This is a genomic window from Flavobacterium notoginsengisoli (genome assembly GCF_014207905.1).
Lineage (GTDB): Bacteria > Bacteroidota > Bacteroidia > Flavobacteriales > Flavobacteriaceae > Flavobacterium > Flavobacterium notoginsengisoli_A.
The window spans coordinates 174,511-201,140 of record NZ_JACHLB010000006.1; the positions used below are offsets into that span (position 1 = coordinate 174,511).

Sequence of the window (26,630 nt, forward strand, 5' to 3'; positions counted from 1 at the left end):
TAAAAAGCACAAAATTTAGCTACTTAACTTTAATCATTATTCATGCATTAATAGCATTGGCTGTTTTTGTAGTACCGTTTTTATCAAAAATATACAGTGCATTAATTCTTATAGTTGGTTTTATTGTAGTTTACCAGACAAGAAATAGAAATAATGAAGTTTTATTAGTTGCAGCATATCTGGTTGGAGCTGAGGTTTTTTTGAGAATGACTGGAGGGAATTTTAATAATGAATATGTCAAATTCGCCGTGACTTTCTTTATGTTGATGGGAATGTTCTATAGCAATTTCTCTAGTATAGGATTAATTTATTGTTTTTTTCTAGTTTTATTAGTTCCAGGTATTTTAATGACTACTGCCGTCGCAGACCCTTCTGTAGACATCAAAAAAGCATTGTTTTTTAATTTATCAGGACCGGTATGTCTAGCAATTGCGTCCATATATACGATTAAAAGGAATGTTTTATTTTCTGATTTTCAGAATCTAATAGTTGCGATGGGTATGCCTGTCATTACAACCACAGTATATTTATTTTTATATAACCCTAGTGTAAAAGATGTAGTCACAGGAACACAGTCAAATTTTGAGACTTCTGGAGGATTTGGTCCAAATCAAGTTTCAACTATTTTAGGTTTAGGAATGTTTGTGTTTTTTAGTCAGTTGATATTATTTTCAAAATCAAAAATATTGATGATTTTGAATGCTAGTTTGCTAATTTTTATAACATATAGAGGATTAGTAACTTTTTCAAGAGGAGGAGTTATTACAGGTGTAGTGATGATCTGTTGTCTGTTGTTTTTTTTATATCGAAGTTCAAATGCAAAAGGAAGGAGTAAATTTATTACGGTATTTGCGGTAACTGCTTTAATGGGAGTTGGTGTTTGGACATATTCTTATTTTCAAACTTCTGGATTAATTGAGAAAAGATATGCTAATAAAGATGCATTAGGAAGAGAAAAAAAAGACCGGTTAGGAGGTAGGGAAGAAATTATGGATGCAGAAATAAAAATATTTCTTAATGATCCAGTTTTAGGTGTGGGAGTTGGATTAAGTAAATTCAAACGATTAGAGTTAATGAAAGAAGAAGCAGCATCGCATAATGAAATTACAAGAATGCTTTCTGAACATGGTGTGTTTGGAATTTTTGCTCTGTTGATTTTATTTATAACACCTTTTATACTTTATATCAATAATAGGCAGCACTTGTATTTTCTGTCTTGTTTTGTCTTTTGGTTATTAACCATAAATCACGCAGCAATGCGAACTGCAGCTCCAGCTTTTGTATATGCGTTATGTCTACTTTCTGTCAAAATTAAGATTCCAGAAAAAACGGAGATAACTAATGGCTAAATTCTTTTTTTACAATACATTTGTCTCAGCCCAATCGATTCTAAAAATAAAATAGTAAATGCCTACAAGAAGCAAAATGCATTTTGAAATTTCAGAAAGAAAAGTTCTTCTTTATCTTTTTGATGCACTATTTGTTTTCGTTGCTCTTTATTCTCTTAGCGTTTTATTCGACTATCATTATTATGTTTTGGAAGATGGCAAGTACTTAAAATCTTTTTTGTTAGTTGGCTATATTTATATTTTTGGGAATATTTTCGAAATCTATAATCTGCAGACAGCAAGTAGTCAGTTTCAGATTTTACGTGGTGTTGTTTTAACTTCCGTAACTTCAATAACAGTATATTTACTTACTCCGATTTTATCTCCAGAACTTCCTAAACAGCGATTAATTATCGTTATTTTCTATTTTGCCATTTTAAGCTCACTATTAATATGGCGATTTTTTTATGTGTATTTTCTAGCTTCTTATCGTTTTGTTCAAAATGTAGTTTTAATTTGCGATCAGAGCGAGGTGGAAGAATTAGTTTTAGGACTTGAAAGCGTTGATCCACATTATAAAATCATTGGTTTTGTAAATTCTGATTCGTTAAATGAAAATTTAGATTTTCATTATGTGAAAGAAATAAAAAAGGAAGATTTAGAGCTTTTTGTTACCAAACACAATGTTTCGGAAATAGTTATCGCATCGCAAAAAACAGACGGAATCACGACAGATTTATACCAGCAATTACTTCATTTATTAGAGAATGGAAATATAATTCGGGAATATACGCAAGTCTATGAAAGTAAAACGCAGCGAATTCCAGTGCAATATATCGGAAGAGATTTTTATCGATTTTTTCCATTTAGCCGAAGTAACAATAACAAACTATATTTGCTATTGATTAGAGTAATGGAGCTTTTCTTTTCTCTATTTGGGTTAATGATTTGTTTAGCTCTTATTCCAATAATTGTAGTTGCAAATTACTTCGCAAACAAAGGAAGTCTTTTTTATACCCAAGAAAGAATAGGTAAAAATGGTGTTGTTTTCGAGATTTATAAATTTAGAACCATGACGGCAAATTCTGAAACGGATGGTGCCGTTTTTGCAATGTATAATGATAAAAGAGTTACTCCTTTTGGTAAATTTATGCGAAAGTCAAGAATCGATGAGCTTCCGCAGTTTATTAATGTCCTAAAAGGAGATATGGCCGTAATTGGACCAAGACCTGAGCGACCTTTTTTTGTTGAAGAAATTGCAAGTGTAATGCCTCTTTATGAAACACGTCACGTAATTAAACCAGGACTTACAGGTTGGGCTCAGGTAAATTATTCTTACGGAGAATCAATAGAAGAAAGCTTAATAAAACTTCAGTATGACTTGTATTACATCAAACACAGAAGTGTATTTCTCGATTTGAGTATTACTTTAAAAACGATTACAACAGTTTTGTTTTATCGAGGCCAATAATTAAATGATAATAGGAATTGGTTTTTTATTTCTAATTGCTGTTCTAACTAAAACTACGCCGCTTGTGACAATTAATGGCAACGTGATAAAAAAGTGCGCTTTATTAATTAAAAACAAAAAGTAGATCACTAAAAGAACAAAGTTAATTAGTGAAAATCTATAAGTCCATAATTTGTTTTTGAAAGCAGAAAACAGAACTAAAACTAATAATAATGGACTGAAAAGTAAAACATTATAATTCATCGCCAGTTCTTGGTGAAAAGAATAAAATCCCATAATGACGAAAAATATTCCGATTAAAGATAAAATCAAAAAATAAATTTTGTCGACTCCTTTGCTTCTTGCGAAAATTACAAAAAGCAAGATGAATAAATAAGTATAAATGTTATTCCACCAAGAGGTTGGATTTTCTTTGGTAAATTCTAATAAAGTTTTGCTTTTGCTAACCAATGGCTTATTTTGAAAAGTTGTTTTTTCTAAGCTATTTTTCAATTCAAACGGGAGAAAAATTCTAGTTCCCATTTGATCAACTTTTGTTCCGAAAATAATACTTGTCCCCAATTGATCGTAAAAATGACCATTAAAATAAGGAAACAAAATAGAGCGATAAGTTTTGTCTGTATCTTCTTTTTTAGCGATTACAGTTTGTCCTAGCGATTTATTGATTACGTCGACAACCATCGAAGTACAGTTTTTATCAATAAATTTATAAGTATAATAACGTTCTTCAGAAGCTAAAACTGCGTTTAATTCATCAAAAAGTTTTTGCTTCAAATCTTGCGGAATTAATAATTCTTGCTCAAAAATACTTCTTTTCTCATACGTATATTCGTTGTAAAAATCTGCATAAGAATGTACAGTTGCAAAATATTGTAGATCTCCTTTTGCGAATTTTAGAACAAAATTTGGTGTTCTAAAATCGAAAGTTCCATAATTGTACACAACGTCAAAATTGTTGCCAGGGTCAGAGACTCTAAGTCCAGTATGTCCAAAATAAGAATAAGTTTCATTTCCAAGGCCACAAGTTAAAACGCTTATTTTAGCATCTTTTGTTAATGGCAAACTTTGGCTAAAACCAATAAAACTGAATAATAAAAATAGAATTGAAAGTGTTTTTTTGAACATGACAGTTTTCATGATTTAATTTTTTTTAATTTATGATTTAGATAAATTACCTAAAGATTCCTAAATCTACTTTTAGTGAAAAAATATTAGAATACAAGGCAGTACTTTGGTTTCCTAAATCGGTCAAAGCATAATCAATTTGAATGCCTTTATATCTAAAACCTAATCCAATATTGGGTTGAAAATTTAATTTTTCAGTATTATCCAATTGTGTTACGTTTTGAAAATTACCTACGCCTGCTCTCACAAAAACCAAATCAGTATAACCAAATTCAAACCCTAGAGCTGGGTCTATACTTGCTACTTTTGATGAAATGATATCATTGGTTTGTTCAAAACGCATATTTAAGTTTGCAGAAGTGACAAGACTATAATCATTATGAAAATCAAAACGTTTTGAAACTCCTAATTGTGCTTTTGGAAGCGTAATTTCAGTGCTTTCTGGTAATTCGTTATTTTCTCCCGGAATTGCGTTAGCGATTTTAGCATATTCTTCTTCATCAATATTCCAAACATTGTACGTAGTTGTGATGTCACGAAGCATTAATCCAAATTTCCAATTGTTTCTTTCAAACTGGAGGCCGATATCGAAACCAAATCCCCATGAATTGGCAAATTTTCCAATAACTCTTCGAATTACTTTTGCATTGACACCATATTGAAATCCGTCAACAGGAAGTTTTCGAGCATACGAAAAAGTAAAACCATAATCTGCGGTAGAAAATAGACGAATTCTATTGTAGTCAATATTTCCTTGGCTGTCGATTAATTGAGTAGTGTCCATGATGTCGTCTACTCCAAAACGAATCATCGAAATTCCCCAAGCACTTCTGTCATCAATCGGACTCGCATAACCGATATAATCGTATTGTGCGATATTGGCAAAATAGCTTGCGTGCATTAAAGCAATTTGGTGATCTTCTAAATTGGTTAATCCAGCTGGATTCCAATAAACTGCATTCACATCATTTGTAGAAGCCGTAACAGCGCTCGACATTCCCAGTGCCGCAGCATCAACTCCAATATTCATAAATTCATTCGAATATTTTCGAACGGTTTGTCCATACTGAAAAGTAAAACTCCAAAATAATATAAATGCTAAAAATTTCTTCAACGGTTATGTTTTTGCAGATCTAGACCTGTATTTAATTTTTATCAAAAATATAATATTTTAGTCAGCTAATAAGTTCCTTTGCTTAAATATTCTAAAAGTGCAGCCTAGAATTAAAAAACTCTTGAAAAAACTCGTTTTGCATCCAGTTATTATGCTAAATTTGTTCTCTGCCATTATCAAAATTTCAAACTATGAATATTAAAAAGCACATTCCAAATCTTATTACATTAATCAATCTTTTTTGCGGTTGTGTAGCAATTGTTTTTGTCTCTAAAGGCGATTTTTTGATGGCTTTTTACATGGTTTGTCTGGGAATCTTTTTTGATTTCTTTGATGGTTTTTTTGCAAGATTATTTAAAGTTTCGAGCCCGCTTGGACTACAATTAGATTCTTTGGCGGATATGGTTACTAGTGGAGTTGTTCCAGGTTACGTAATGTACAGTATGTTCGTAAGAGGCGGTGATCAATTAGGAAATCAAGGAATTGTTCCTTTTTTAGGATTTATTATAACGTTAGGTGCTTGTTACAGATTAGCCAATTTTAATATTGATACTCGTCAGACAGATTCGTTTATTGGTTTGCCAACTCCCGCAAATGCTATTTTTATCATTAGTTTGCAAATAGTTCTGGATATGTACGCAGATTCTTCTCTTGTAATTCTTGAATTATTAACCAATCAATGGGTTTTATTGCTTATTACTTTGGGAAGTGCTTATGTTATGAATGCTGAAATTCCATTATTTGCTTTAAAAGTAAAAAAGTTTACTTTGAAGGATAATGTTCTTCAAATCGTATTTCTGATTGTTTCTGTTTTGTTGGTTCTATTACTGCATTATATTGCAATTCCGTTGATTATTGTTTTTTATGTATTGCTTTCAATTATCAATAATCTGTTTTTGAAAAAGTAGTTCGGCTGGATGGCAAGAAAAACAACTTACCGTAAAACTTATGCTAGAAAGCCAGCTGGAAGATCTTTTTTAAGCAGGATTTTCAGGGCGCTTTTTATCCTGTTTTTTTCGCTTTTATTCATTGGCGTAATTTACCATTATCGTAAAGGATTGGCTTATTATCTAGGATTCAAGTCGGAAAAAGTATTGGATGAAGACGAGGTAGACAAACATCTTTCGGATGTGCGTAATATTCGCGTACTTGAAAATCACAAAGGGAAAGTAATTGGAATTGACGTTTCGGAATTTCAAGGAAAAGTCGATTGGGAAGAAGTTGAAATTTTAGACGAAAAATATCCTGTTCAGTTCGTGTTTATTCGTGCAACAGCTGGAAATGATCGTGTAGACAGACAATTCAAAAGAAATTGGGAAGGAGCGAAGGAGAATAAAATTATGCGTGGCGCTTATCATTATTATCGCCCAAATGAAAATTCTATTGAACAGGCCGACCTTTTTATTAAAACGGTAAAATTACAAAAGGGAGATCTTCCGCCAGTTTTAGATATTGAAAAATTACCAAAAAATCAACCTTTAGACAGTTTGAAAAAAGGATTGAAGCGTTGGCTTACCAAAGTTGAAAAACATTATCAGGTGCGTCCGATAATTTATTCAGGAGAAAGATATTATTCTGATTTCTTAAAAGAAGAATTTGGAGATTATCTATTCTGGATTGCCAATTACAATTTCTACAGAGAAAAAATCGAAGACGATTGGCTTTTCTGGCAGTTTACAGAGAAAGCCTCTTTGCCAGGAATCAAACATCGTGTTGATGTTAATATTTATAATGGCGATATAGAACAACTGCAGTTTATTACTGTAGAATAGTTTTTTTGTAAAATGTAAAATGTAAAATGTAAAAAGTGAAATGAAAAAATGGTAAAAAGTAATTTACATTTCACTTTTTACCATTCACTTATAACTTTTTTAAAACTCCAATTTCTTTTTACGAAGCTCAAAGTTTTGTCCTAGATAAACTCTACGAACCATTTCGTCTTCTACCAATTCTTCTGGAATTCCTGCTTTAAGAATTCCTCCTTCGAACATCAAATAGGTTTTATCGGTAATAGCTAAAGTTTCCTGAACGTTGTGATCGGTAATTAAAATTCCGATGTTTTTATTTTTTAACTGAGCCACAATTCTTTGGATATCTTCCACCGCAACCGGGTCAACTCCTGCAAAAGGCTCATCCAATAGAATAAATTTTGGATCTGTTGCCAATGCACGAGCAATCTCGGTACGACGACGTTCTCCTCCTGAAAGTAAATCGCCTCGGTTGGTACGAATGTGTTCTAAACTGAATTCTTCAATTAAACTTTCCATTTTAGCAATTTGAGCTTCTTTAGAAAGTTTTGTTAATTGTAAAACGCTTAAAATATTATCTTCAATGCTTAATTTTCTAAAAACCGAAGCTTCCTGTGCCAAATACCCAATTCCTTGCTGTGCACGCTTGTACATCGGATAATCGGTAATGTTCAAATCGTCAAGATAAATATTACCTTGATTTGGTTTTACCAATCCAACAATCATATAAAAAGACGTTGTTTTTCCTGCACCATTTGGACCCAAAAGCCCTACAATTTCTCCTTGATTTACCTCAACAGAAATTCCTTTTACAACACTACGCCCTTTATAGGTTTTGATTAAATTATCGGCTCTTAATTTCATTTTTAAAGTTTAATCGTTTAATCGATAAATCGTTTATTCGTTGCAAATTAACAAATAAACGATTCAACAGTTAAACGTATTAACAATTATTTATTTTCCTGCTTCTTCCAATGCTTCCCAAAACTCGTAAGCTCTTCTTAAATGAGGAATTACGATTGTTCCTCCAACAAGAGTTGCGATTCCCATTGCTTCCATCATTTCTTCTTTTGAGACGCCTTCTTTGTAGCTAGTTTCTAAATGGTATTTTACACAGTCGTCACAACGTAAAACCGTTGAAGCAACCAAGCCTAAAAGCTCTTTTGTTTTTACATCAAGAGCACCTTCTGCGTAAGCATTAGTGTCAAGATTGAAAATTCGCTTTACAATTTTGTTATTGTCAGCTAATAATTTTTCGTTCATTTTAGAACGATAGTCGTTAAATTCTTGAATGATATCAGACATTTTCTTTCAATTTATTTTTATAAACAATCTTAGAAATCAGAATACTGACTTCGTAGATAATTAACATCGGAATTGCTACAATCGTTTGACTTACAACATCTGGCGGTGTAACAATTGCAGCAATAACTAAAATAATTACCACGGCATATTTCCAATACTTTCTTAAAAATTCAGGAGTTACAAGTCCTAATTTGGTTAAGAAATAAATAGCAATCGGAAGTTCAAAAAAGATGGCGCTTCCTAGAATACTCGTTTTTACCATTCCCATGTAAGACTCAAGTGTAAACTGGTTTTTTACAACATCACTCACAGAGAATGTTGCGACGAAGTTTACAGACATCGGAATTACTACAAAATACCCGAACAGGACACCTAAAAAGAAAAGTAAAGAAGAAACGAAAATGAATAATTTAGCATTTTTTCTTTCTTTTTCATAAAGCGCGGGACTTATGAATTTCCAGATTTCCCATAAAATATAAGGGAAACTTAAAATGAAACCAGCTAAAAGACACATCCAAACAAAGATGTTTACCTGACCTTCCATTTCAGTATTTTGAATAATGAAATTTAGTTCGGTAATACAAATGCTGTCTGCAAATCCTAATTGGTGTGATAAGTCACAAAACCAAACATAAGTAAAAAATGTTGGTCTAATCGGACCTAAAATAATCTGATCAAATAAATAATCACTAATAAAATAAGTGACAAATGCCATGATGCATGTTGCAATTGTACTTCTAACCAATAACCATCTTAATTCTTCAAGATGATCTAAAAATGACATCTCGCCAAGGTTTTTCTTTGCCATTATACGATTCCTTCTTTTAAAATGTCATGTAAATGTAATACGCCTTTGTACTCTCCGTTATCTGCAACGATTAATTGCGTAATCGAAAAGTCTTCTAAAATGTTTAAAGCATCGACAGCCATAGTTTCAGACGAAACTACTTTTGGATTTTTAGACATAATATCTTTTGCTGTTAAATCTGCGATTGTGTCGCGATCGTTCAGCATTCTTCTGATGTCTCCATCAGTAATAATTCCAACAATTTTATTGTCTTCTATAACTGCGGTAACTCCTAATCTTTTTTCAGAAATTTCGAAAATTGCTTTTTTAATTGAAGTATCTGGAGTAACCATTGGTTTTAATGAATGTTCAATCATGTCTTTTACGCGAAGCAAAAGTTTTTTTCCTAAAGCACCTCCAGGATGATAAACCGCAAAATCTTCAGGTTTAAAATCACGCATTTCCATTAAACAAACCGCCAACGCGTCTCCCATAACAAGTTGGGCCGTAGTGCTGTTTGTTGGTGCTAAATTTATAGGACATGCTTCGGTATCAACAGTTGTATTTAAAACGAAATCAGAACCTTTTGCTAAAAAAGAAGTGATGTTTCCAGTAATTGCAATTAAGGTATTTCCAAATCTTTTTAATAATGGAACTAGGACTTTTATTTCAGGACTATTACCGCTTTTTGAAATACAAATTATAATGTCGTCATTCTGAATCATACCTAAATCTCCGTGAATAGCTTCTGCCGCATGTAAAAACATTGAAGGTGTTCCGGTAGAGTTAAAGGTAGCAACCATTTTTTGAGCAATAATCGCACTTTTTCCTATTCCAGTTACAATAAGTCGCCCTTTGCTTTCATAGATACGTTGGACAGCTTCGTAAAAATTTTCGTCCAAAAAATCAATTAGTTTTGTAATTGCTTCACTTTCAGAGAGTATTGTTTTCTTGGCAATCGCCAATATATTTTCTTTTGTGATCAAATCAGAATATTTAAAATTTGTATGTATAAAAGAAAGTTGTATCTTTATGTGTTGCAAATTTATACAAAATACAGTTAATATAAAGAATGAATTCAAACGAAATTGAAATACATAAAGAATTAAAGAAGTATTTCGGCTTTAGCCAATTTAAAGGCTTGCAAGAGCAGGTCATTACGAGTATTTTAGATGATAAGAATACTTTCGTAATTATGCCGACAGGTGGTGGAAAGTCTCTTTGTTATCAATTACCCGCTTTAATTCAGGATGGAACAGCAATTGTTGTTTCACCATTGATTGCTTTGATGAAAAATCAAGTCGATGCAATTCGAAGTCTTTCGTCGGAAAATGGAATAGCTCATGTATTGAATTCCTCTCTTACCAAAACCGAAATTGCTCAGGTTAAAAAAGATATAACTTCTGGTTTAACCAAACTTTTGTATGTAGCCCCAGAATCTTTAACCAAAGAAGAATATGTAACCTTTTTGCAAAGTGTAAAAATTTCTTTTGTCGCTATTGACGAAGCGCATTGTATCTCAGAATGGGGACACGATTTTAGGCCTGAATACAGAAATCTAAGAAACATCATCAAACAATTAGGTAAAGTGCCAATTATTGGACTTACCGCAACTGCAACGCCAAAAGTTCAGGAAGATATCTTAAAAAACTTGGATATGTCTGATGCAAGTACTTTTAAAGCGTCATTCAACAGGCCGAACTTGTATTATGAAGTTCGAACTAAAACAAAAAACATTGAATCGGATATTATTCGATTTATCAAACAGCATAAAGGCAAATCTGGAATTATTTACTGTTTAAGCCGTAAAAAGGTAGAATCGATTGCTGAAGTTTTACAAGTCAACGGAATCAGCGCTGTTCCTTATCACGCAGGTTTAGATGCCAAAACACGAGCAAAACATCAAGATATGTTCTTGATGGAAGATGTAGATGTTGTGGTTGCAACGATTGCCTTTGGAATGGGAATTGACAAACCAGATGTTCGTTTTGTAATTCATCACGATATTCCAAAATCTCTTGAAAGTTATTATCAAGAAACTGGACGTGCAGGACGTGATGGAGGAGAAGGACATTGTTTGGCATATTACTCTTATAAAGATGTAGAAAAGCTAGAGAAATTTATGTCTGGGAAACCAGTCGCGGAGCAAGAAATTGGTTTTGCTCTGTTGCAGGAAGTTGTAGCATATGCTGAAACTTCTATGTCGCGCAGAAAATTTCTTCTTCACTACTTTGGTGAAGAATTTGACAGCGAGACTGGTGAAGGTGCCGATATGGACGACAACGTTCGTAATCCAAAACACAAAGTGGAGGCTAAAGAACAAGTTGTTAAATTACTTGAAATTGTGCGCGATACCAAGCATATTTACAAATCAAAAGAAATTGTATTTACTTTAATTGGCCGTATTAATGCGGTAATTAAAGCACATAAAACCGATACACAACCTTATTTTGGTTCTGGTTCAGATCATGATGAGAAATACTGGATGGCGTTATTGAGACAAGTTTTGGTAACGGGACTATTGTCAAAAGATATCGAAACATACGGAGTAATTAAAATAACTCAGGAAGGTTTAGATTTTATTAAAAATCCAGTTTCATTTATGATGTCTGAAGATCATGAATATACTGAGGCTGATGATGAAACGGTAGTAACAGGCGGTAAATCTGCGGGTACTGCTGATGAAGTTCTAACGGGAATGCTTCGTGAACTTCGTAAAAAAGTCGCTAAAAAATTGGGAGTTCCTCCATTCGTAGTTTTCCAAGATCCTTCGCTTGAAGATATGGCTTTAAAATATCCAATAACTATTCAAGAATTGTATAATATTCATGGTGTTGGTGAAGGAAAAGCTAAAAAATACGGAAGTGAATTTGTGGCTTTAATTGCTCGCTATGTTGAAGATAACGATATTATTCGTCCAGACGATTTGGTTGTAAAATCTACCGGAGTCAATTCTGCCAATAAATTATATATCATTCAGAACATCGACCGAAAATTACCATTGAACGATATTGCTTCTGCAAAAGGTCTTACTATGGATGCACTAATTAAAGAAATGGAGCAAATCGTATATTCAGGAACCAAATTAAATATCAAATATTGGTTAGACGATATTTTAGACGACGATCAGCAAGAAGAAATTCACGATTACTTTATGGAATCAGAATCTGATAAAATCGAAGACGCTCTAAAAGAATTTGACGGCGATTACGATATTGATGAATTACGTTTAATGCGTATTAAATTTATTAGCGAAGTAGCGAATTAAAGTTAAATTCCAAAATATAAATTCCAAATTCCAAGCGATCTCAGCAATTGGAATTTGGAATTTTTTTATTGGAATTTACAGAAATATTGGAATTTTACTCTGTATAAAGCTCCCCTCGATGCGGTTTCAAGGCATCTCTTACCTGAATCATATTTTCGTCAGTAACTACCATAAAGGCAGTTGCGTGCATATCATTTACAATCGAAAAACCTGTAATATTTAAAGGTAATTTCTCGATTGCAATATATTCTTTCAAATGAATTTCGTGATGTTCAGCAGTTTTGGCAGAAGCTGGCCCTCGGAAATCCCAAATTAGTTTTATTTTTCTAGACATTTTTTTTAAGGTGCAAAGGTTCAGAGTGACAAAGATACAAAGTCTTTCTTGAAGGTTCAAAGGTTCAAAGGTTCTGAGTTTTTTTTCTGTAGAGAAGCACTGCAGTGCGTCTAACGTATTGTGGATACTCTTTGCGTAGACGCACAGCGGTGCGTCTTTACGATATGGCTTGTGATGAAAATCTGTGTAAATCTGCGTGAAAATTTGCGGTAAATATAAAATCTCATTTCAAAATAGTACTTTTGCAACTTCTTTTCATAGAAAGAAAAGCTAATAGAATAAAAAAGACAAAATGCCTAAAGAACTTTTACTTCAAGTTACACCCGAAATTGCTGCAAACGAATCATTGCTAAAAGACCATTTGTCTAAGCAGATTAAAGTTTCTGTGCAAGAAATTCAGCATGTTTCGATTTTAAAACGCTCTATTGATGCACGTCAGAAAGCGATTAAAATCAATTTGAAAGTTCTTATTTATTTAAAAGGCGAACCATTTCAGGAAACTAAAATAGAGCTTCCTAATTATAAAAATGTTTCCAACGCACAAGAAGTTATTGTGGTTGGAGCTGGTCCCGCTGGACTTTTCGCAGCATTACAGTTAATCGAATTAGGATTAAAACCAATTGTATTGGAGCGCGGAAAAGACGTTCGTGGACGCCGTCGTGATTTAAAAGCAATAAATCGCGAACATATTGTAAACGAAGATTCTAATTATTGTTTTGGAGAAGGCGGAGCAGGAACCTATTCTGACGGAAAATTATATACTCGTTCAAAAAAACGTGGCGATGTGACCCGAATTTTAGAACTTTTAGTAGCTTTTGGTGCTTCTGAAGATATTTTGGTTGAAGCGCATCCGCATATTGGAACCAATAAATTGCCAAAAATTATCGAAGATATCCGTGAAAAAATTATCGAATTCGGAGGCCAAGTTTTATTTGACACTAGAGTTGATGATATTTTAGTTAAGAATAATGAAGTGGAAGGAATTGTAACTCAAAATGGAGATAAAATTCACGCCAATAAATTGATCTTGGCAACTGGACATTCTGCTCGAGATATTTTCGAATTATTAGATAAAAAGAAAATCTTAATAGAAGCAAAACCATTTGCTTTAGGAGTTCGTGCAGAACATTCGCAAGAACTTATAGATAGTATTCAGTATAGTTGTGACTATCGTGGCGAACATTTGCCGCCAGCACCATATTCTATTGTAAAACAAGTTAACGGCCGCGGAATGTACTCGTTCTGTATGTGTCCAGGAGGTGTAATTGCGCCTTGTGCGACAAGTCCAGGAGAAGTGGTTACAAACGGCTGGTCGCCATCTAAACGAGATCAATCAACTGCGAATTCTGGAATTGTGGTCGAATTGAAATTGGAAGATTTCAAACCTTTTGCCAAATTTGGTGCTTTGGCTGGAATGGAATTTCAAAAAAGCATTGAGCAAAAAGCATGGCATTTGGCAGGACAAACTCAAAAAGTTCCAGCTCAAAGAATGATTGATTTTACAAAAAGCAAAGTTTCATCTGATATTCCGAAAACGTCTTATGTTCCAGGAACCACTTCAGTTGAATTAGGACAGGTTTTTCCAGGATTTTTGACTCAAATTATGCGTCAGGGATTTCAGGATTTTGGAAAATCAATGCGTGGTTATTTAACCAATGAAGCCATTTTGCATGCTCCAGAAAGCAGAACTTCTTCGCCAGTTAGAATTCCGAGAGATCCTTTAACTTTAGAACATCTTCAAATAAAAGGTTTGTATCCTTGTGGGGAAGGTGCAGGTTATGCAGGCGGAATTATTTCTGCAGCTATTGATGGCGAAAAATGCGCCTTGATGATTGCCGAATCTTTAAAATAATTTTTTGCACAAAAAAACTTTATTATCTTAGTTTGTCTTAGTCGATTTCTAAATTTTTAAAACTCGAATATTTTAAACTAGATAATTAATGGCAAACTTCTTTTCCAATTTATTTAATAGAAATAACAACCCTCAATCCATAATTTCGTTTGATGTTATAAATCCGATTTACGGTTATCTGTATAACGAATCAAATAGCTTAGAATTTAAGGTAAAAGGAATTCAAGATTCGGTTTTTGTTAATCTATATTCTATTCCGTATTCATTAGATCATGAACAAGGAAGGGCGGAGATTAAAAAAGCAGGATTTAATAATGCTTATGAAGTTTTAAATGAACTTTATAAAAAAATGAACATCGGAACTTTGTCCGAAGAAATGATTCAGGAAGGATTAGAGTACGATTTTATTCATATTCAGTTTTATTCTCAGCCGAGTCAGGAAATGAAGAAGCACTTTAAGCGTGTTATAAATAACTTCATGATTTTCTTTTGCTGTACGAATAGTTTAGAAATAAACGATATTAGAATTTTGTATTCGGGTAGTCATTTTTTAGATTATACAAAAGGATTATTGGACTCTGAATTTCTTGATTTTGAGGCTCCCAAAAATGAAACTCAAGAAATTGGTGTAAAAGATTTTAAATTGATTCTACAAGGAATCTGTGAATATTTGAATCTTGAAATTCCAAAAACAGTAGAATTTCCTTCTTTAGAAAGTGTATTATTTGATGAAAATGCCACTATCGAAGATTTTAAAGAGTTTGTTAATCTGGTTTCGAGAGGCAGTATTCAAGAAGAAGAACTTAATAAATATGCTGAAAATCTTTTTGAAAATTTCAATGATGGAACCAAGGAGGATTACGAAAGTACAGAAGAACATTATGCTTTTTTCGAAGAAATAAATGCTTGGAATAGCGACTGGAAGTTTGATCCAGAAGATGCAGAATATTTTATCTCAGAACTTATAGGTGAAGATTTTAAATTCGATTACCCTGAAGAAACGTACAGCCACGATCTCTTTCCTTACATTCAAACAGAATTAGAAAAATCTAATTTGGAACTTTTAACTTATGAGACTTTTGGAGACAATTATCTCTTTTTTGTTGCGAATAAAGGTGAAGTGGAAAGAATTTTAGAGTTGTCAGAATTGACGAAGATTGAAATCAACCAATTATAAAAAAAGCCCATTAATTTATTAATGGGCTTTTGTATTTTTAATTTTCTGCTTTGATTTCGATACTCGCGTTTTCTGTATCGCATTTTGTGTTGTAAAATTTTACAACTTCAAAAATATCATCTTTTTTAAATTCTTTGGCATTGATTTTTTCTACTAAAACAGGACAATCTTTGAAATAATCTGAAGCCGTTTTTTTGAAATTTTTGCTGATGTTTCCTAAAGATGTAATTATAGAAACTTCAAAGTCTTCACCATGGGCAACGTAATAATAAGTTACAGGAGTTGACATTCCCATACCCATTCCTGTATTCATTCCTGAAAAACCAGAATTTGGGATTGTTGCAAAATTAAAGCCAGACATATCGTATTTGTATAAACTGACTTTGCCTTCAATCAAAACTTTTAGCCATTTGTGAAAACCGTCGACTTCTTTTTTGTATTTATAAACTTGCGAAATTCCGTCTCTTTCAAGCTCAATTCGATCAATAATCATAGGATCGTAATCGGTTCCTTTATCGTCATCATTCAATTTTAACTTGATGGTGTTGTCGTTTCTAATTTTTCCAATTCCGCTTAAGACGGTACCGTCATCGAAGTATATTCTACAGATTTGTTTTTGTGAATTTGCTGTTAGGGCAAAAAAGAAAAGTAATAAAAAAGCAAATAATGTTTTATGGTTAAAAAGATGGTTTTGGTTATTCATTCTTGGTTTTATATTAAGGGATTAAGATAATTTTTCCAGTGCTTTTTCGGCTTTCTAAGTAATCATGAGCTAATTTTCCTTCTGATAAAGGGAAAGAAGTTGGATCAGAAAGTTTGATTTTTCCTTCGATAATCCAGTTAAATAATTGGTTGGCTCTTTTAATTCTTTCTTCTTTAGAATTTAAATAACTCCATAAATCGCCTCCAGTTAGCGTTTTTGAGGTATCCATTAGCATTCTTGGGTTTACAGGTTCTGGATCTCCACCTGCCATTCCGAAGAAAACGACTTGACCGCATTCTTTAGTAACTTCAAAACTTTCTGTTAATGTGCTTCCGATACTGTCATAAACCACATCGACACCTTTTGGGATTACTTTGAAAATTTGAGATTTCCAATTTTCCTGATATAAGAAAACATAATCAGCTCCTTGTTCAAGAGCTACTTTTGCTTTTTCTGAAGAAGAGGTCAAACCAATAACAGTTGCTCCTAAAAATTTACTGATTTGAGTTAGAATTTGTCCCACGCCGCCAGCAACGGCGTGAATTAATATTGTTTCGCCTTTGTGAGTTTTATGACTATCGGTTGCTAAATAATGCGCTGTTAAACCTTGTAAAAGAACTGAAGCTGCGGTTTCAAAAGAAATAGCTTCTGGCAAAGGCAACACGTGATTTGTGTTTACGGCAACTAATTCGGCGTTTGCAAAAGGAACATCGGCAAAAGCCACACGATCACCAACTTTATATTCAGAGTGATTATTAGCATCGACTACAATTCCTGCGCCTTCATAACCCGCAATAAATGGTGGATTTCCTTTTAAATGATAATTTCCTTTTCGGCGATAAACATCTGCAAAGTTTAATCCGATGGCTTTCATTTCGACTAAAATCTCGTCGTTTTTTAATATCGGATCTGGAATTTCAATATATTCTAAAACATCAGAATCTCCAAAAGAGGAGAAAGTAAGTGCTTTCATTTTTGAATTTGTTTAGGAATACAAAGTAAGTGAAAATTAGTTTTTGAAATAATTTTTTTGCCACAGATTAGAAGGATTAAAAGGATTTTTCAAAAGCTTAATCTGTGGCAATCTTCTTAATCTGTGGCAAAAAATAAAAACTAGATCTTAGGAAATTTCATTTCATTAAAAGTGCTTTTTTGTTTCGCCAAAGCTTCAATTTCCTGCCATTTTCTTGGTGCATCAGCAGAAAGATTTTCATAAGAATCCTTAAGCATTAAGATGTCGTCTTCAATACGAACGCCAATATTCCACCATTTTTTGTCGCATTTGCTGTTAGCCGGAATGTAAATTCCTGGTTCAACAGTCAAAATCATGTTTTCTTTTATGAGAGTTTGCGGACCGTTGAAAATCCCTTTGTCATGAACATCTAAACCAAGAAAATGCGAACAGCTGTGTGGATAATACAATCTTACATCTTTAGCGTCTGTTATAATTCCTAATTTGATTAAGCCTTTTGCTAAAACATCTTTTGCAGTTTCGTTTAAGGCTATTAGTGGAGTTCCTTCTTTGCAGATTTTAAAAACGGCTTCTTGGGCTTCGTATACCAATTCATAAATCGCTTTTTGCTCAGGACTGAATTTTCCGTTTGCAGGGATAGTTCTGGTAACATCAGCAGAATAGCCATGATATTCAGAACCAACATCCATCAGTAATAATTGATTATCTATTTTGGTTGAGTTGTTTTCTCCGTAATGTAGAATACAGCCATTTGCACCCGCACCAACGATTGGAGGATAACCTTCGTCTTCGGCGCCATAATGTCTGTGAATATACCTGTGAATTCCGTCTGCTTCATTCTCGCTCATGTCAGGACCAACCGCTTTCATGACTTCATTGTGGGCAATGCAAGAAAGTTTAACCGATTTTCGCATTAAGACCAATTCTTCTGGAGTTTTTATTTCTCGCAGCGACGATGTAATATTATAGAATAAAGTTGTAGAATCTGGATTTTCTTCTGTAATGCCAGCTTTTTTCTTAAATGTTTGCACTAATTCATAAAGGCTTTCAGGTAGAACGTTAGCCGTAATATCGGTTTGGAAATCATCATAAATAATTTTGTCGAATTTTTTATAATCAATTTCGAAAGTTTGAAAATCTACTCCATTATAAACTTTTGTAAAACCTAATTTAGATTTAGCGCCTTCAATTCCTAAACGTCTTCCTGTCCAAGTTTCTCTAAGCGCATTTCTTTCTCTTACAAAAAGAACTTCGGTATATTTTTCTGTTCCTTGCGGTTCTTTAAAAAGCAATAAAACGGCATCAGGTTCTTTATAACCTGTCAAATAATATAAATCTGGATTTTGATGAAAATTATAATTGATGTCTCTTGAAAAAACTCTTTCTGGATAAGAAAAAATGACTGCTACAGAATTAGCAGGCATTAGGTTTCTAAAAGCTTCGCGTCTTCCTTGGTGAAATTCTTTAGAAAGATAATCTGTCGGTAGGTTTTCCTGTGATTGTGCTGTTGAAAAAGTAAAGATAAATACAAACAATAATAAGAATTGCTTCATTTTTTAGGTTTTTGAGTGATGATTTTAGGTTTTTTGATTGATGCAAATTACAAAAAAATGCAGTTGATTAATTGATTTTAAAGAATTGACTTATAAAACTTTAAGAAAAATGGAGTAACTTAGGTGTAGAAAAAACTCCCAATTCTAAAATTTAAACCTGCAGATGGGCACGAATATTGAGAAAAGAATGTTTATAGATCAATTTTAATCTTCAAAAAACAAATTATATTAATCTTTAAAAGTACATTTTTATGAAAAAATACACACTTGCAGTCGTTTCAGTTTTAACCTTATTATTAACTTCTTGTATGGCATCAAAAGACACAAAGAACGCAGGAAATCTATTTGATACAACTTGGGAATTGGAGTATATTTCTGGGCCAAGAATTGCTTTTGAGGGATTGTACCCAAATAAAAAACCGCAACTTACTTTTGATCAGAAAGAAACAAGAGTTTATGGCAATAACGGATGTAATGGTTACAGTGCGCCATATACTTTAAATGGAAAATCTTTGTCTTTTGGAGAGGCTGGCCCAACAACAATGATGTTTTGTGAAGGTGGGGGAGAACAGGAGTTTTTAAAGCAAATAAAACAAATTACAAGCTACTCTATTGATAAAGATGGGAAATTGAATTTGATCAACGGAGATATTCCAGTGATGCGATTCAAAAAAGTAGCTAAACAATAATTTTAGCTAATTCAACTTTGTCAAAGTTTCAAACTTTGACAAAGTTCAACTACATAAAAAGGGGAAATGAATTTAATTCATTTCCCCTTTTTTATGCTTAGTGTTTTTTAAGTTTATCCTTAAAAACTTTTTCAAATTTTTCCAATTTCGGCTGAATTACCATTCTGCAATACGGCTGGTTTTTATTATTTGCATAGTAGTTTTGATGATAATCTTCGGCTTTATAGAAAACTTTAAAAGGTTCTACTTTAGTCACAATCGGGTTTTTGTAGACTTTTGCTTTATTTAATTCCGAAATAATGCTTTCTGCGGCTTTCTTTTGCTCGGCATTTTTATAGAAAATCACAGAACGATATTGTGTTCCCACATCTGCGCCTTGACGGTTTAAAGTTGTAGGATCATGAACGGTAAAAAAGACTTTGAAAATTTCGTTAATGTCTGTGATGTTTTTATCATACGTAATCTGAACTACTTCTGCGTGACCAGTTTCGCCAGTACAAACTTCTTCGTAAGTCGGATTGGCAACATTTCCGCCAGAAAATCCAGAAACTACAGATTTTACTCCGTCTAGATTTTCATAAACTGCTTCAACACACCAATAACAACCTCCGCCAAGCGTAATGGTTTCTAGATTAGCAGTTTTTTTGTTTTGTGAAAATCCATTCAGCGAAAGCGCCATAAAACATATTAAAAGTATATTTTTCATAAGTAAGATTATTTGTTGTCGGGAATAAAATCAAGAGCAATAGAATTCATGCAATAGCGTTTTCCGGTTGGTTCGGGGCCATCATCAAAAATGTGTCCTAAGTGTCCGCCGCAACGTCCGCACAGTGTTTCAGTTCGCTCCATTCCAAGCGAATTATCTTCTTTGAAAACAATGCTTTTTTTGCTGTCTTGTTCAAAGAAACTTGGCCATCCGCAACTGCTAGAGAATTTGGCTGTAGATCTAAAAAGTTTATTGCCACAAGAAGCACAATAATATGTTCCTTTTTCATCAGAATTCCAATATTTTCCGGTAAACGGCCTTTCGGTATCTGCTTCGCGCATAACTGCGTAAACATCTTCTGGCAATACCTTTTTCCATTCGGCATTGCTAACATTTAGTTTTGTAGTGTCGGTATTTGAATAATAAGGATTTCCAGGTTTGCTAATTACATTTTCCATAGAAGTAGATTTTACCTGTTTTTTGTTGTTTTGCCCGCAAGCCTGTAAAATAAAAAGCGGTAACAAAAAGCAAAGGCTTATAAATTGAGTTTTAGATTTCATAAACAAAATAGTAAAAGTTTAAAAGATTAAATCAGTAATGTTTAAGGGCTTTTTTAGTTTTTCAATTCAAAGATACGACTAGATTTTGCCTCGAAATACTGAGTTTCAAAGAATTCAGTTTTTTTTAAGTGTGTTTTAACTTTTTATTAGTTACGTAAAAGAGGTCAATCTAGTTTTTATGTCTTAATTTTAACAGCTTTTAATTTTGAACTCGATTTATTGTATTGTAAATCAGAAAAATAGAAAAAGAGTTAAAGCTTAGACTTTTTGCAATTGTAATTAGGATTTTTAAGCCATTTCTTTTTTCGTATTTTTGTTTGCTTAAGAAGACTTATGACAGAAGAAAAAGTAATATTGGTTAACGAAAATGATGAGCAAATTGGTTTAATGCCAAAATTAGAAGCACATGAAAAAGCGCTATTGCACCGTGCATTTTCAGTTTTTGTTTTAAACGAACAAAATGAAATCATGTTGCAGCAGCGAGCGCATCAAAAATATCATTCGCCTTTACTTTGGACGAATACTTGCTGTAGCCATCAGCGCGAAGGTGAAACCAACATCGAAGCGGGAAGCAGAAGATTGTTTGAAGAAATGGGATTTAAAACGGAATTAAAAGAGCTATTTCATTTTATTTACAAAGCTCCTTTTGATAACGGATTGACAGAACATGAGTTAGATCATGTAATGATTGGATATTATAATGAAAATCCAAACATCAACACAGAAGAAGTTGAAGCTTGGAAATGGATGAAAATTGAAGATGTAAAAACTGATATTCAGAAACAGCCCGAAATATATACCGTTTGGTTTAAAATAATTTTTGATGAATTTTATCATTATTTAGAAGATCATAAACTTTAATCCAGACCAACCAAAAGCCTAAATGAGAGTAACCATATCAAGAAAAGCACATTTTAATGCTGCACATCGACTACATCGAAAGGATTGGTCATTTGAAAAAAACGATGCTGTTTTTGGAAAATGCAATAATCCTAACTTTCACGGTCATAATTATGGTTTAACAGTAAGTGTTACAGGAAAGATTGACCCCGAAACTGGTTTTGTTTTAGATGTGAAAGTATTGGCGGACATTATACGAGAAGAAGTAGAAATTCCGTTTGATCACAAAAATCTGAATCTGGATGTACCAGAATTTGCAGATTTGAATCCGACTGCAGAGAATATTGCTGTTGTGATATGGAATAAAATTAGACAACGAATTCATGCCGACTTTGATTTAGAAGTCGTTTTGAACGAAACGGAACGCAATTTTGTAACTTATAAAGGAGAATAAAAAATGTCATTAAAAATAGGAGATATCGTTCCGAATTTTACTGCGAAAGACAATAATGGAGAACTTTTTGAAAGTCAGAGCGTCTTAGGAAGAAAGCCATTGGTAATTTATTTTTATCCAAAAGATAATACGCCAGGCTGTACTACGGAAGCGTGCAGTTTTCGAGATCAATATGAAGATTTCAAAGATTTGGGAGCTGAGGTAATCGGTATTAGCAGTGATAGCGTAAAATCGCATCACAAATTTGCTGCTAAACATCAATTGCCTTTTATTTTGCTTTCAGATCAAGATAAAAGATTAAGAAAGCTTTTTGGAGTTCGAAACAATTTGTTCGGACTGCTTCCAGGGCGCGTTACCTATATAATTGATAAAAACGGTTTGGTGATTTCGATATTTGATAGTGTAAATGCTGCTAAACATATTCCGAAAGCCTTAGAAACCGTAAAAGAATTAGTATTATAATTGAAAGAAATAATCAACATAATTTATTAAACCAAATATTAGCCTAAAACATGAGCCAAAATTTATACCCTTTGCAATTTGAACCGATTTTGAAAGAAAGAATCTGGGGAGGAGAAAAACTAAAAACTATTCTAAACAAACCAATTGTTTCTAAAATTACAGGCGAAAGCTGGGAATTATCTACTGTAGAAGGAGATGTAAGTGTGGTTGCAAATGGTGATTTAAAAGGAAAATCTTTAATGGATTTGATTAATGAAACGCCAGATGCCATTTTAGGAACTAAAGTTTACGAGCGTTTTGGAAAACAATTTCCGTTACTTTTTAAATATCTTGATGCAAGAGAAGATCTTTCGATTCAAGTTCATCCAAACGATAAATTAGCGAAAGAACGCCACAATTCATTCGGAAAAACAGAAATGTGGTACGTAACGCAGGCAGATGCAGATGCAAGAATTATTGTTGGTTTTAAAGAAGATTCAAATAAAGAAGAATATTTAAAGCATTTACATGACAATACTTTAGTTTCAATCTTAGATGATGTGAAAGCAAAACCAGGCGATGTTTTCTTTTTAGAAACAGGAACAGTTCACGCAATTGGTGCAGGATTAGTCGTTGCAGAAATTCAACAGACTTCTGATATTACGTATAGATTATACGATTTTGATCGTGTAGATGCACAAGGAAACAAAAGAGAATTACACGTTGATCTTGCTTTAGATGCGATTAACTATGATAAAGTAGATACGCAGAAAAAATACGACTCAAAAGTAAATACTTCTAACACAATTGTAGATTGTCCTTATTTCACCACTAATTTTCTTCCATTAGAAAATAAACTTGAAGTGGCTAAAACTGGAGAAACATTTACGGTATATATGTGTATCGAAGGAGGTTTTGAGATTGAATATGATGGATTCAAACAAGCTTATAAAAAAGGCGATACTGTTTTGGTTCCAGCTGCGATAAATGCATTTAATTTGAGCGGAAATGCTTCAATTTTAGAAATTTACATTTCATAGCATTAAATATAAAGAATATATGTACTTTTGCAGACGCAAATTAAAATTATAATAAAATGGCAAACGTTAAGAATTTAAAGAAAGACATCAACTTCGTATTAGGAGATATTATTGAAGCAGTTTATTTGTTTGAGATGTCAACAACAGGAAATCCAACTCCAGAAACGAATGCTTTGATCGATGAAGCTATTGCTGCATTCGATACTTTGATTACAAAAGTGAACGCAAAGAACGTTGAAAATAAAAAAGCACACTTTAAACAAATCAATGTTGAATTAGAACAAACTGCTAATCAATTGATTGAAAAAATCAACGCTTTATAAGCAAAAAAAAGTGTAAAAAAGTGCAAATTTATTTTGGGAAAACGAAAAACCGCTTTATATTTGCACCCGTAATGAGGCCGATGTAGCTCAGCTGGCTAGAGCAGCTGATTTGTAATCAGCAGGTCGTGGGTTCGAGTCCCTCTATCGGCTCAAAAAAACGGAAACCATCACAGAAATGTGGTGGTTTTTTAAATTATAGAGGGTAGTGTGAAATTTTTTTTGGATTATTAAAAAACATTTCTATCTTTGCACTCGCAAAATAGGCCGATGTAGCTCAGCTGGCTAGAGCAGCTGATTTGTAATCAGCAGGTCGTGGGTTCGAGTCCCTCTATCGGCTCAAAAACCATTCACTAAGTGAATGGTTTTTTTTTTGCTCAAATTCCAAATTCCAAGTTTCAAGTTTCAAGTTTCAGATTGGGATTTGAAATTTGAATTTTTAAAATTTCTTTTTCGGTAATTTAATTTAATGTTTTTTTAGAAATATTTTTCCTATGTTTGTTAGATAACCTAAAAACCTTAAAACTGATGGAAGAAACTTCAGCATTTGAAAAATTTGAATTGCAGTTAGACAGCGCTGCAAAAGACTTTTTAAAAGAAACAGCTAAATGGGCTTATTTCTTGTCTATATTAGGATTTATTGGACTTGGATTTTTAGTATTAATTGCCATTTTTGCAGGAGCAATTTTTTCTACAATCGGAAGCACAATGCCAGGAATGGGGGCTTATGGTAGTTCGTTCGGAGCAATCATGACTTTCATTTATTTATTAATGGCAGCTCTTTATTTCTTTCCAATTTACTATTTGTACAAGTTTAGTTCAAATACTAAAAAAGCGTTTAGAGACAACGATTCTGGTGCCCTTACAGATTCATTGGGATATTTAAAGTCGCATTATAAATTCATTGGGGTTTTAATGGTTATCTTATTGGCATTTTATGCACTTTTCTTCGTGTTCGCTATTATTGGAGGTATCATGGGAAGATAAATCATTACATTTAAAATATAAAAAAGGCCCTGAATTTTCAGGGCCTTTTTGTTGGTGTATATATCGAATGTTATTCTGCTGTTGATGCTGCTGTTTGCTGTTGTTTTTTTAAATCTTCAACATATTTAGTCAGCTTTTTTCCGTAAAGTGATTTAGCCACTTTTGGAGTCATTGATTTTTGAATTGTATCAAGAAATTTAATATTGATATCGTAAATTTCAGCTAAAGCAATATAAGGGGCTACTTCGTGATCTTTATTGTTTAACGCGAAGTTTGTAGCATAAAGATATTTTCTTTTGATGTTAGATTCTCCTTTTTTAGTTAAACTGTCTAATGCTTTTTGATCTTGTCTTTTTATAGCTTTAAAACGAGGCTCTACTAAAGAAAGGTTTTCTTCTACAAAACGAGAGTTTATTTTTTGATATTCTTCATATAACTCTTGATTTTTTGATCCAGTGATTTTCGCGCCTGCAATAAAATTATCTAAGTTGGTTTCGATATTAATATTTCCTGGCTCAGCAAAGAATAAGATGTTATTGTCTAGAGAATTTGTTACACCACGATCTAAAAATAAATACAGCATTTCTGGTGAATCTAATTTTATATCTCTTTCAAAAGTAGCGTTTCCGTCTATTTTAATGCTGTCTATGGCAACAAGAGATGTGTCAACAATTCGTTGAATATATAAAGTTCCGTTCTTTAATCCTTTTATGTTTCCTGTTAGATGTAAGCCGTCAGTAGTTTCTTTTTTGCTGCATGATGCAAGTAGTGCAAGCGTAACAAAAGCAATTAGTGTTTTTTTCATTGGTTTCTTAGATTTTGGTGCAAAATAAAGAAAATAGTTTAAATGTAAAGAGACTGAAGTTTTATTTTTATAAAAAAATAAATCCCAATCTATTTCTAAATTGGGATTTAAAATAATGTGATAAAAGGTTTTACATTGACAAGCTAAATGTAATTCCGTTTTCGTGAGTATACGTATAAAAGGCATCACAGTCATTATTTCCATAATCGATAGTGCCATTTATAATTCCACCTTGAATTTTTAATTTTCCTTTAGAAATAAATGTACAAGAGTATTTTTTGATTAATGTTTCTGTCACTGTAAGTGTAAGTGTAGTTCCAGATGGCGAAGTTATTGTTTGAGTTCCTTCAGGGATTTCGTAAACATTATCAGTTAAAACAAAAGGAGTGTCAACGCCAGCAGTTTGTTTTGTAGTGTAAATTCCAGAATTAGTATAAACGCCACCTTGCAAGTCTGTTAGTTTTCCGTTTGTTACTTTTCTTGTCCATTGTGGTACGGTTGCTACGCTTGTTGTATTAGTGTATTCGATTGTCCCTTCAAGTTTTAGATTATTAATGTAATAATCTATTCTTTCAATAGTCATTTTGCTTCCAGTTGTAGTAACTGGTGCAGTAAGAGTAATTTTAAGCTTTCCTTTTCTTGTTAAGTTATCGTCTTTACAGCCTGTTGTTCCAAAATCTAATAAAAAAACTTTCGGATAAGCTGTTCCTTCTGGTGTAGTAACGGTAATTGCTGCGCAAATTCCTGGTTGAGTTTCTGCGGTTTTTGCTGTAGTAGTAGAGTTAGCAGTAACCAAAAGACCAGTATTAAGATCCATAGCTGTCGAAGCATCTACGGCTAGTGATGCCGCAACATTTGTTAAATCTGTAGATGAGGAACCATTGTCGCTCTCATCACTGCTTGAGCAAGAAACATAAAGAAATGCTGTTGCACAGATAGTTGATAATAAAATTGCAGTTTTTTTCATGGTGGTATTTGTTTTTAGTTAGATTAAAAAGGCAATCAAATGTAATAAAAAAATGAATTACAAAAGAAAAATCCTGTAATGGT

The 26,630-nt window shown here is 33.0% G+C and carries 28 protein-coding genes and 2 tRNA genes; 16 read left to right on the forward strand and 14 right to left on the reverse strand.

The genetic code is table 11. The annotated features are described in order from the left end of the window. Positions 1-56 precede the first annotated feature (56 nt). Both HNP35_RS18105 and HNP35_RS18110 read left to right on the forward strand, forming a co-directional pair. A complete protein-coding gene (locus HNP35_RS18105; RefSeq protein ID WP_221433470.1) occupies positions 57-1,349 on the forward strand; it encodes an O-antigen ligase family protein in 1,293 nt (430 codons plus the stop codon). Positions 1,350-1,407: 58 nt separating this feature from the next. Then, complete coding sequence (locus HNP35_RS18110) at positions 1,408-2,799, forward strand: sugar transferase (protein WP_184165360.1); 1,392 nt, start codon at positions 1,408-1,410, stop codon at positions 2,797-2,799. Here the strand turns inward: HNP35_RS18110 and HNP35_RS18115 are convergent, their stop codons facing one another. Together HNP35_RS18115 and HNP35_RS18120 are read right to left on the reverse strand one after the other, a co-directional pair. Further along, positions 2,800-3,936, reverse strand: a complete 1,137-nt coding sequence (locus HNP35_RS18115) for a DUF4105 domain-containing protein (RefSeq protein ID WP_184165357.1) — start codon at positions 3,934-3,936, stop codon at positions 2,800-2,802. A 34-nt stretch (positions 3,937-3,970) separates the two neighbouring features. After that, on the reverse strand, positions 3,971-4,954 hold the full coding sequence (locus HNP35_RS18120; RefSeq protein WP_184165796.1) for a PorV/PorQ family protein: 984 nt from the start codon (positions 4,952-4,954) through the stop codon (positions 3,971-3,973). A gap of 275 nt (positions 4,955-5,229) precedes the next feature. Between HNP35_RS18120 and HNP35_RS18125 the strand changes: the two genes are divergently transcribed. Both HNP35_RS18125 and HNP35_RS18130 read left to right on the forward strand, forming a co-directional pair. Beyond that, positions 5,230-5,946: a CDP-alcohol phosphatidyltransferase family protein gene (locus tag HNP35_RS18125; RefSeq protein ID WP_184165354.1), complete on the forward strand. Its 717-nt coding sequence runs from the start codon at positions 5,230-5,232 to the stop codon at positions 5,944-5,946. A gap of 9 nt (positions 5,947-5,955) precedes the next feature. Further along, a complete protein-coding gene (locus HNP35_RS18130; protein WP_184165351.1) occupies positions 5,956-6,810 on the forward strand; it encodes a glycoside hydrolase family 25 protein in 855 nt (284 codons plus the stop codon). A gap of 99 nt (positions 6,811-6,909) precedes the next feature. On the opposite strand, the gene lptB is transcribed toward HNP35_RS18130, so the two are convergent. From lptB to HNP35_RS18150, 4 genes are all read right to left on the reverse strand, one after another. Then, positions 6,910-7,650 (reverse strand): LPS export ABC transporter ATP-binding protein, encoded by a 741-nt coding sequence (lptB, locus tag HNP35_RS18135; protein ID WP_031455966.1) that lies wholly within the window; start codon positions 7,648-7,650, stop codon positions 6,910-6,912. Positions 7,651-7,740: 90 nt separating this feature from the next. Continuing rightward, entirely contained in the window at positions 7,741-8,091 is a 351-nt protein-coding gene (locus HNP35_RS18140; protein ID WP_144217757.1) for a carboxymuconolactone decarboxylase family protein, read from the reverse strand. After that, on the reverse strand, positions 8,084-8,899 hold the full coding sequence (gene tatC, locus HNP35_RS18145) for a twin-arginine translocase subunit TatC (protein ID WP_184165348.1): 816 nt from the start codon (positions 8,897-8,899) through the stop codon (positions 8,084-8,086). The genes HNP35_RS18140 and tatC overlap by 8 nt, the downstream gene beginning before the upstream one ends. Next, the gene (locus tag HNP35_RS18150) at positions 8,899-9,864 is read right to left on the reverse strand and encodes a KpsF/GutQ family sugar-phosphate isomerase (RefSeq protein WP_184165345.1); all 966 of its coding nucleotides are present in this window, start codon (positions 9,862-9,864) and stop codon (positions 8,899-8,901) included. Before HNP35_RS18150 ends, tatC begins: the two co-directional genes overlap by 1 nt. An 86-nt stretch (positions 9,865-9,950) precedes the next feature. Between HNP35_RS18150 and recQ the strand changes: the two genes are divergently transcribed. Continuing rightward, on the forward strand, positions 9,951-12,146 hold the full coding sequence (gene recQ, locus HNP35_RS18155; protein WP_184165343.1) for a DNA helicase RecQ: 2,196 nt from the start codon (positions 9,951-9,953) through the stop codon (positions 12,144-12,146). A 94-nt stretch (positions 12,147-12,240) separates the two neighbouring features. Here recQ and HNP35_RS18160 read toward each other — a convergent pair whose 3' ends face one another. Beyond that, positions 12,241-12,480, reverse strand: coding sequence for a hypothetical protein (locus HNP35_RS18160; RefSeq protein ID WP_184165340.1), 240 nt, complete (start codon positions 12,478-12,480; stop codon positions 12,241-12,243). A 292-nt stretch (positions 12,481-12,772) separates the two neighbouring features. Between HNP35_RS18160 and HNP35_RS18165 the strand changes: the two genes are divergently transcribed. Together HNP35_RS18165 and HNP35_RS18170 are read left to right on the forward strand one after the other, a co-directional pair. Continuing rightward, entirely contained in the window at positions 12,773-14,332 is a 1,560-nt protein-coding gene (locus tag HNP35_RS18165) for an NAD(P)/FAD-dependent oxidoreductase (RefSeq protein WP_184165337.1), read from the forward strand. Between the two features lie 88 nt (positions 14,333-14,420). Continuing rightward, positions 14,421-15,509 carry a DUF6630 family protein gene (locus HNP35_RS18170; protein WP_184165335.1) on the forward strand — a complete coding sequence of 363 codons (1,089 nt, stop codon included), beginning with the start codon at positions 14,421-14,423 and terminating at the stop codon, positions 15,507-15,509. A 37-nt stretch (positions 15,510-15,546) separates the two neighbouring features. On the opposite strand, the gene HNP35_RS18175 is transcribed toward HNP35_RS18170, so the two are convergent. From HNP35_RS18175 to HNP35_RS18185, 3 genes are all read right to left on the reverse strand, one after another. Beyond that, a complete protein-coding gene (locus HNP35_RS18175) occupies positions 15,547-16,212 on the reverse strand; it encodes a hypothetical protein (protein ID WP_184165332.1) in 666 nt (221 codons plus the stop codon). 13 nt (positions 16,213-16,225) lie between these two features. Beyond that, positions 16,226-17,185: a quinone oxidoreductase family protein gene (locus tag HNP35_RS18180; RefSeq protein WP_184165329.1), complete on the reverse strand. Its 960-nt coding sequence runs from the start codon at positions 17,183-17,185 to the stop codon at positions 16,226-16,228. A gap of 140 nt (positions 17,186-17,325) precedes the next feature. Continuing rightward, positions 17,326-18,738: an aminopeptidase P N-terminal domain-containing protein gene (locus HNP35_RS18185; protein WP_184165326.1), complete on the reverse strand. Its 1,413-nt coding sequence runs from the start codon at positions 18,736-18,738 to the stop codon at positions 17,326-17,328. Positions 18,739-18,989: 251 nt separating this feature from the next. Here HNP35_RS18185 and HNP35_RS18190 point away from each other — a divergent pair, with 251 nt between their 5' ends. After that, positions 18,990-19,427: an META domain-containing protein gene (locus tag HNP35_RS18190; protein WP_184165323.1), complete on the forward strand. Its 438-nt coding sequence runs from the start codon at positions 18,990-18,992 to the stop codon at positions 19,425-19,427. 97 nt (positions 19,428-19,524) lie between these two features. Here the strand turns inward: HNP35_RS18190 and msrA are convergent, their stop codons facing one another. Both msrA and msrB read right to left on the reverse strand, forming a co-directional pair. After that, positions 19,525-20,133 (reverse strand): peptide-methionine (S)-S-oxide reductase MsrA, encoded by a 609-nt coding sequence (gene msrA / locus HNP35_RS18195; RefSeq protein ID WP_184165320.1) that lies wholly within the window; start codon positions 20,131-20,133, stop codon positions 19,525-19,527. 8 nt (positions 20,134-20,141) lie between these two features. After that, the gene (gene msrB, locus HNP35_RS18200; protein ID WP_184165317.1) at positions 20,142-20,693 is read right to left on the reverse strand and encodes a peptide-methionine (R)-S-oxide reductase MsrB; all 552 of its coding nucleotides are present in this window, start codon (positions 20,691-20,693) and stop codon (positions 20,142-20,144) included. 333 nt (positions 20,694-21,026) lie between these two features. Between msrB and idi the strand changes: the two genes are divergently transcribed. From idi to HNP35_RS18240, 8 genes are all read left to right on the forward strand, one after another. Next, positions 21,027-21,554 carry an isopentenyl-diphosphate Delta-isomerase gene (gene idi, locus HNP35_RS18205; protein ID WP_184165313.1) on the forward strand — a complete coding sequence of 176 codons (528 nt, stop codon included), beginning with the start codon at positions 21,027-21,029 and terminating at the stop codon, positions 21,552-21,554. 22 nt (positions 21,555-21,576) lie between these two features. Further along, on the forward strand, positions 21,577-21,987 hold the full coding sequence (locus HNP35_RS18210; RefSeq protein ID WP_066033610.1) for a 6-carboxytetrahydropterin synthase: 411 nt from the start codon (positions 21,577-21,579) through the stop codon (positions 21,985-21,987). A gap of 3 nt (positions 21,988-21,990) precedes the next feature. Beyond that, positions 21,991-22,449 (forward strand): peroxiredoxin, encoded by a 459-nt coding sequence (locus HNP35_RS18215; RefSeq protein WP_184165310.1) that lies wholly within the window; start codon positions 21,991-21,993, stop codon positions 22,447-22,449. 50 nt (positions 22,450-22,499) lie between these two features. Next, on the forward strand, positions 22,500-23,468 hold the full coding sequence (locus HNP35_RS18220) for a type I phosphomannose isomerase catalytic subunit (protein WP_184165307.1): 969 nt from the start codon (positions 22,500-22,502) through the stop codon (positions 23,466-23,468). A 56-nt stretch (positions 23,469-23,524) separates the two neighbouring features. Beyond that, the gene (locus tag HNP35_RS18225; RefSeq protein ID WP_012022371.1) at positions 23,525-23,791 is read left to right on the forward strand and encodes a hypothetical protein; all 267 of its coding nucleotides are present in this window, start codon (positions 23,525-23,527) and stop codon (positions 23,789-23,791) included. A gap of 76 nt (positions 23,792-23,867) precedes the next feature. Further along, positions 23,868-23,941: transfer RNA gene (locus HNP35_RS18230), tRNA-Thr, on the forward strand. A gap of 113 nt (positions 23,942-24,054) precedes the next feature. Continuing rightward, positions 24,055-24,128, forward strand: a tRNA-Thr gene (locus tag HNP35_RS18235). A gap of 188 nt (positions 24,129-24,316) precedes the next feature. Then, positions 24,317-24,775: a DUF5362 family protein gene (locus HNP35_RS18240; protein ID WP_184165304.1), complete on the forward strand. Its 459-nt coding sequence runs from the start codon at positions 24,317-24,319 to the stop codon at positions 24,773-24,775. Between the two features lie 70 nt (positions 24,776-24,845). Here HNP35_RS18240 and HNP35_RS18245 read toward each other — a convergent pair whose 3' ends face one another. Next, a complete protein-coding gene (locus HNP35_RS18245; protein WP_184165301.1) occupies positions 24,846-25,580 on the reverse strand; it encodes a DUF4369 domain-containing protein in 735 nt (244 codons plus the stop codon). A 130-nt stretch (positions 25,581-25,710) separates the two neighbouring features. Then, positions 25,711-26,547 (reverse strand): hypothetical protein, encoded by an 837-nt coding sequence (locus HNP35_RS18250; protein WP_184165298.1) that lies wholly within the window; start codon positions 26,545-26,547, stop codon positions 25,711-25,713. Positions 26,548-26,630: the final 83 nt, after the last annotated feature.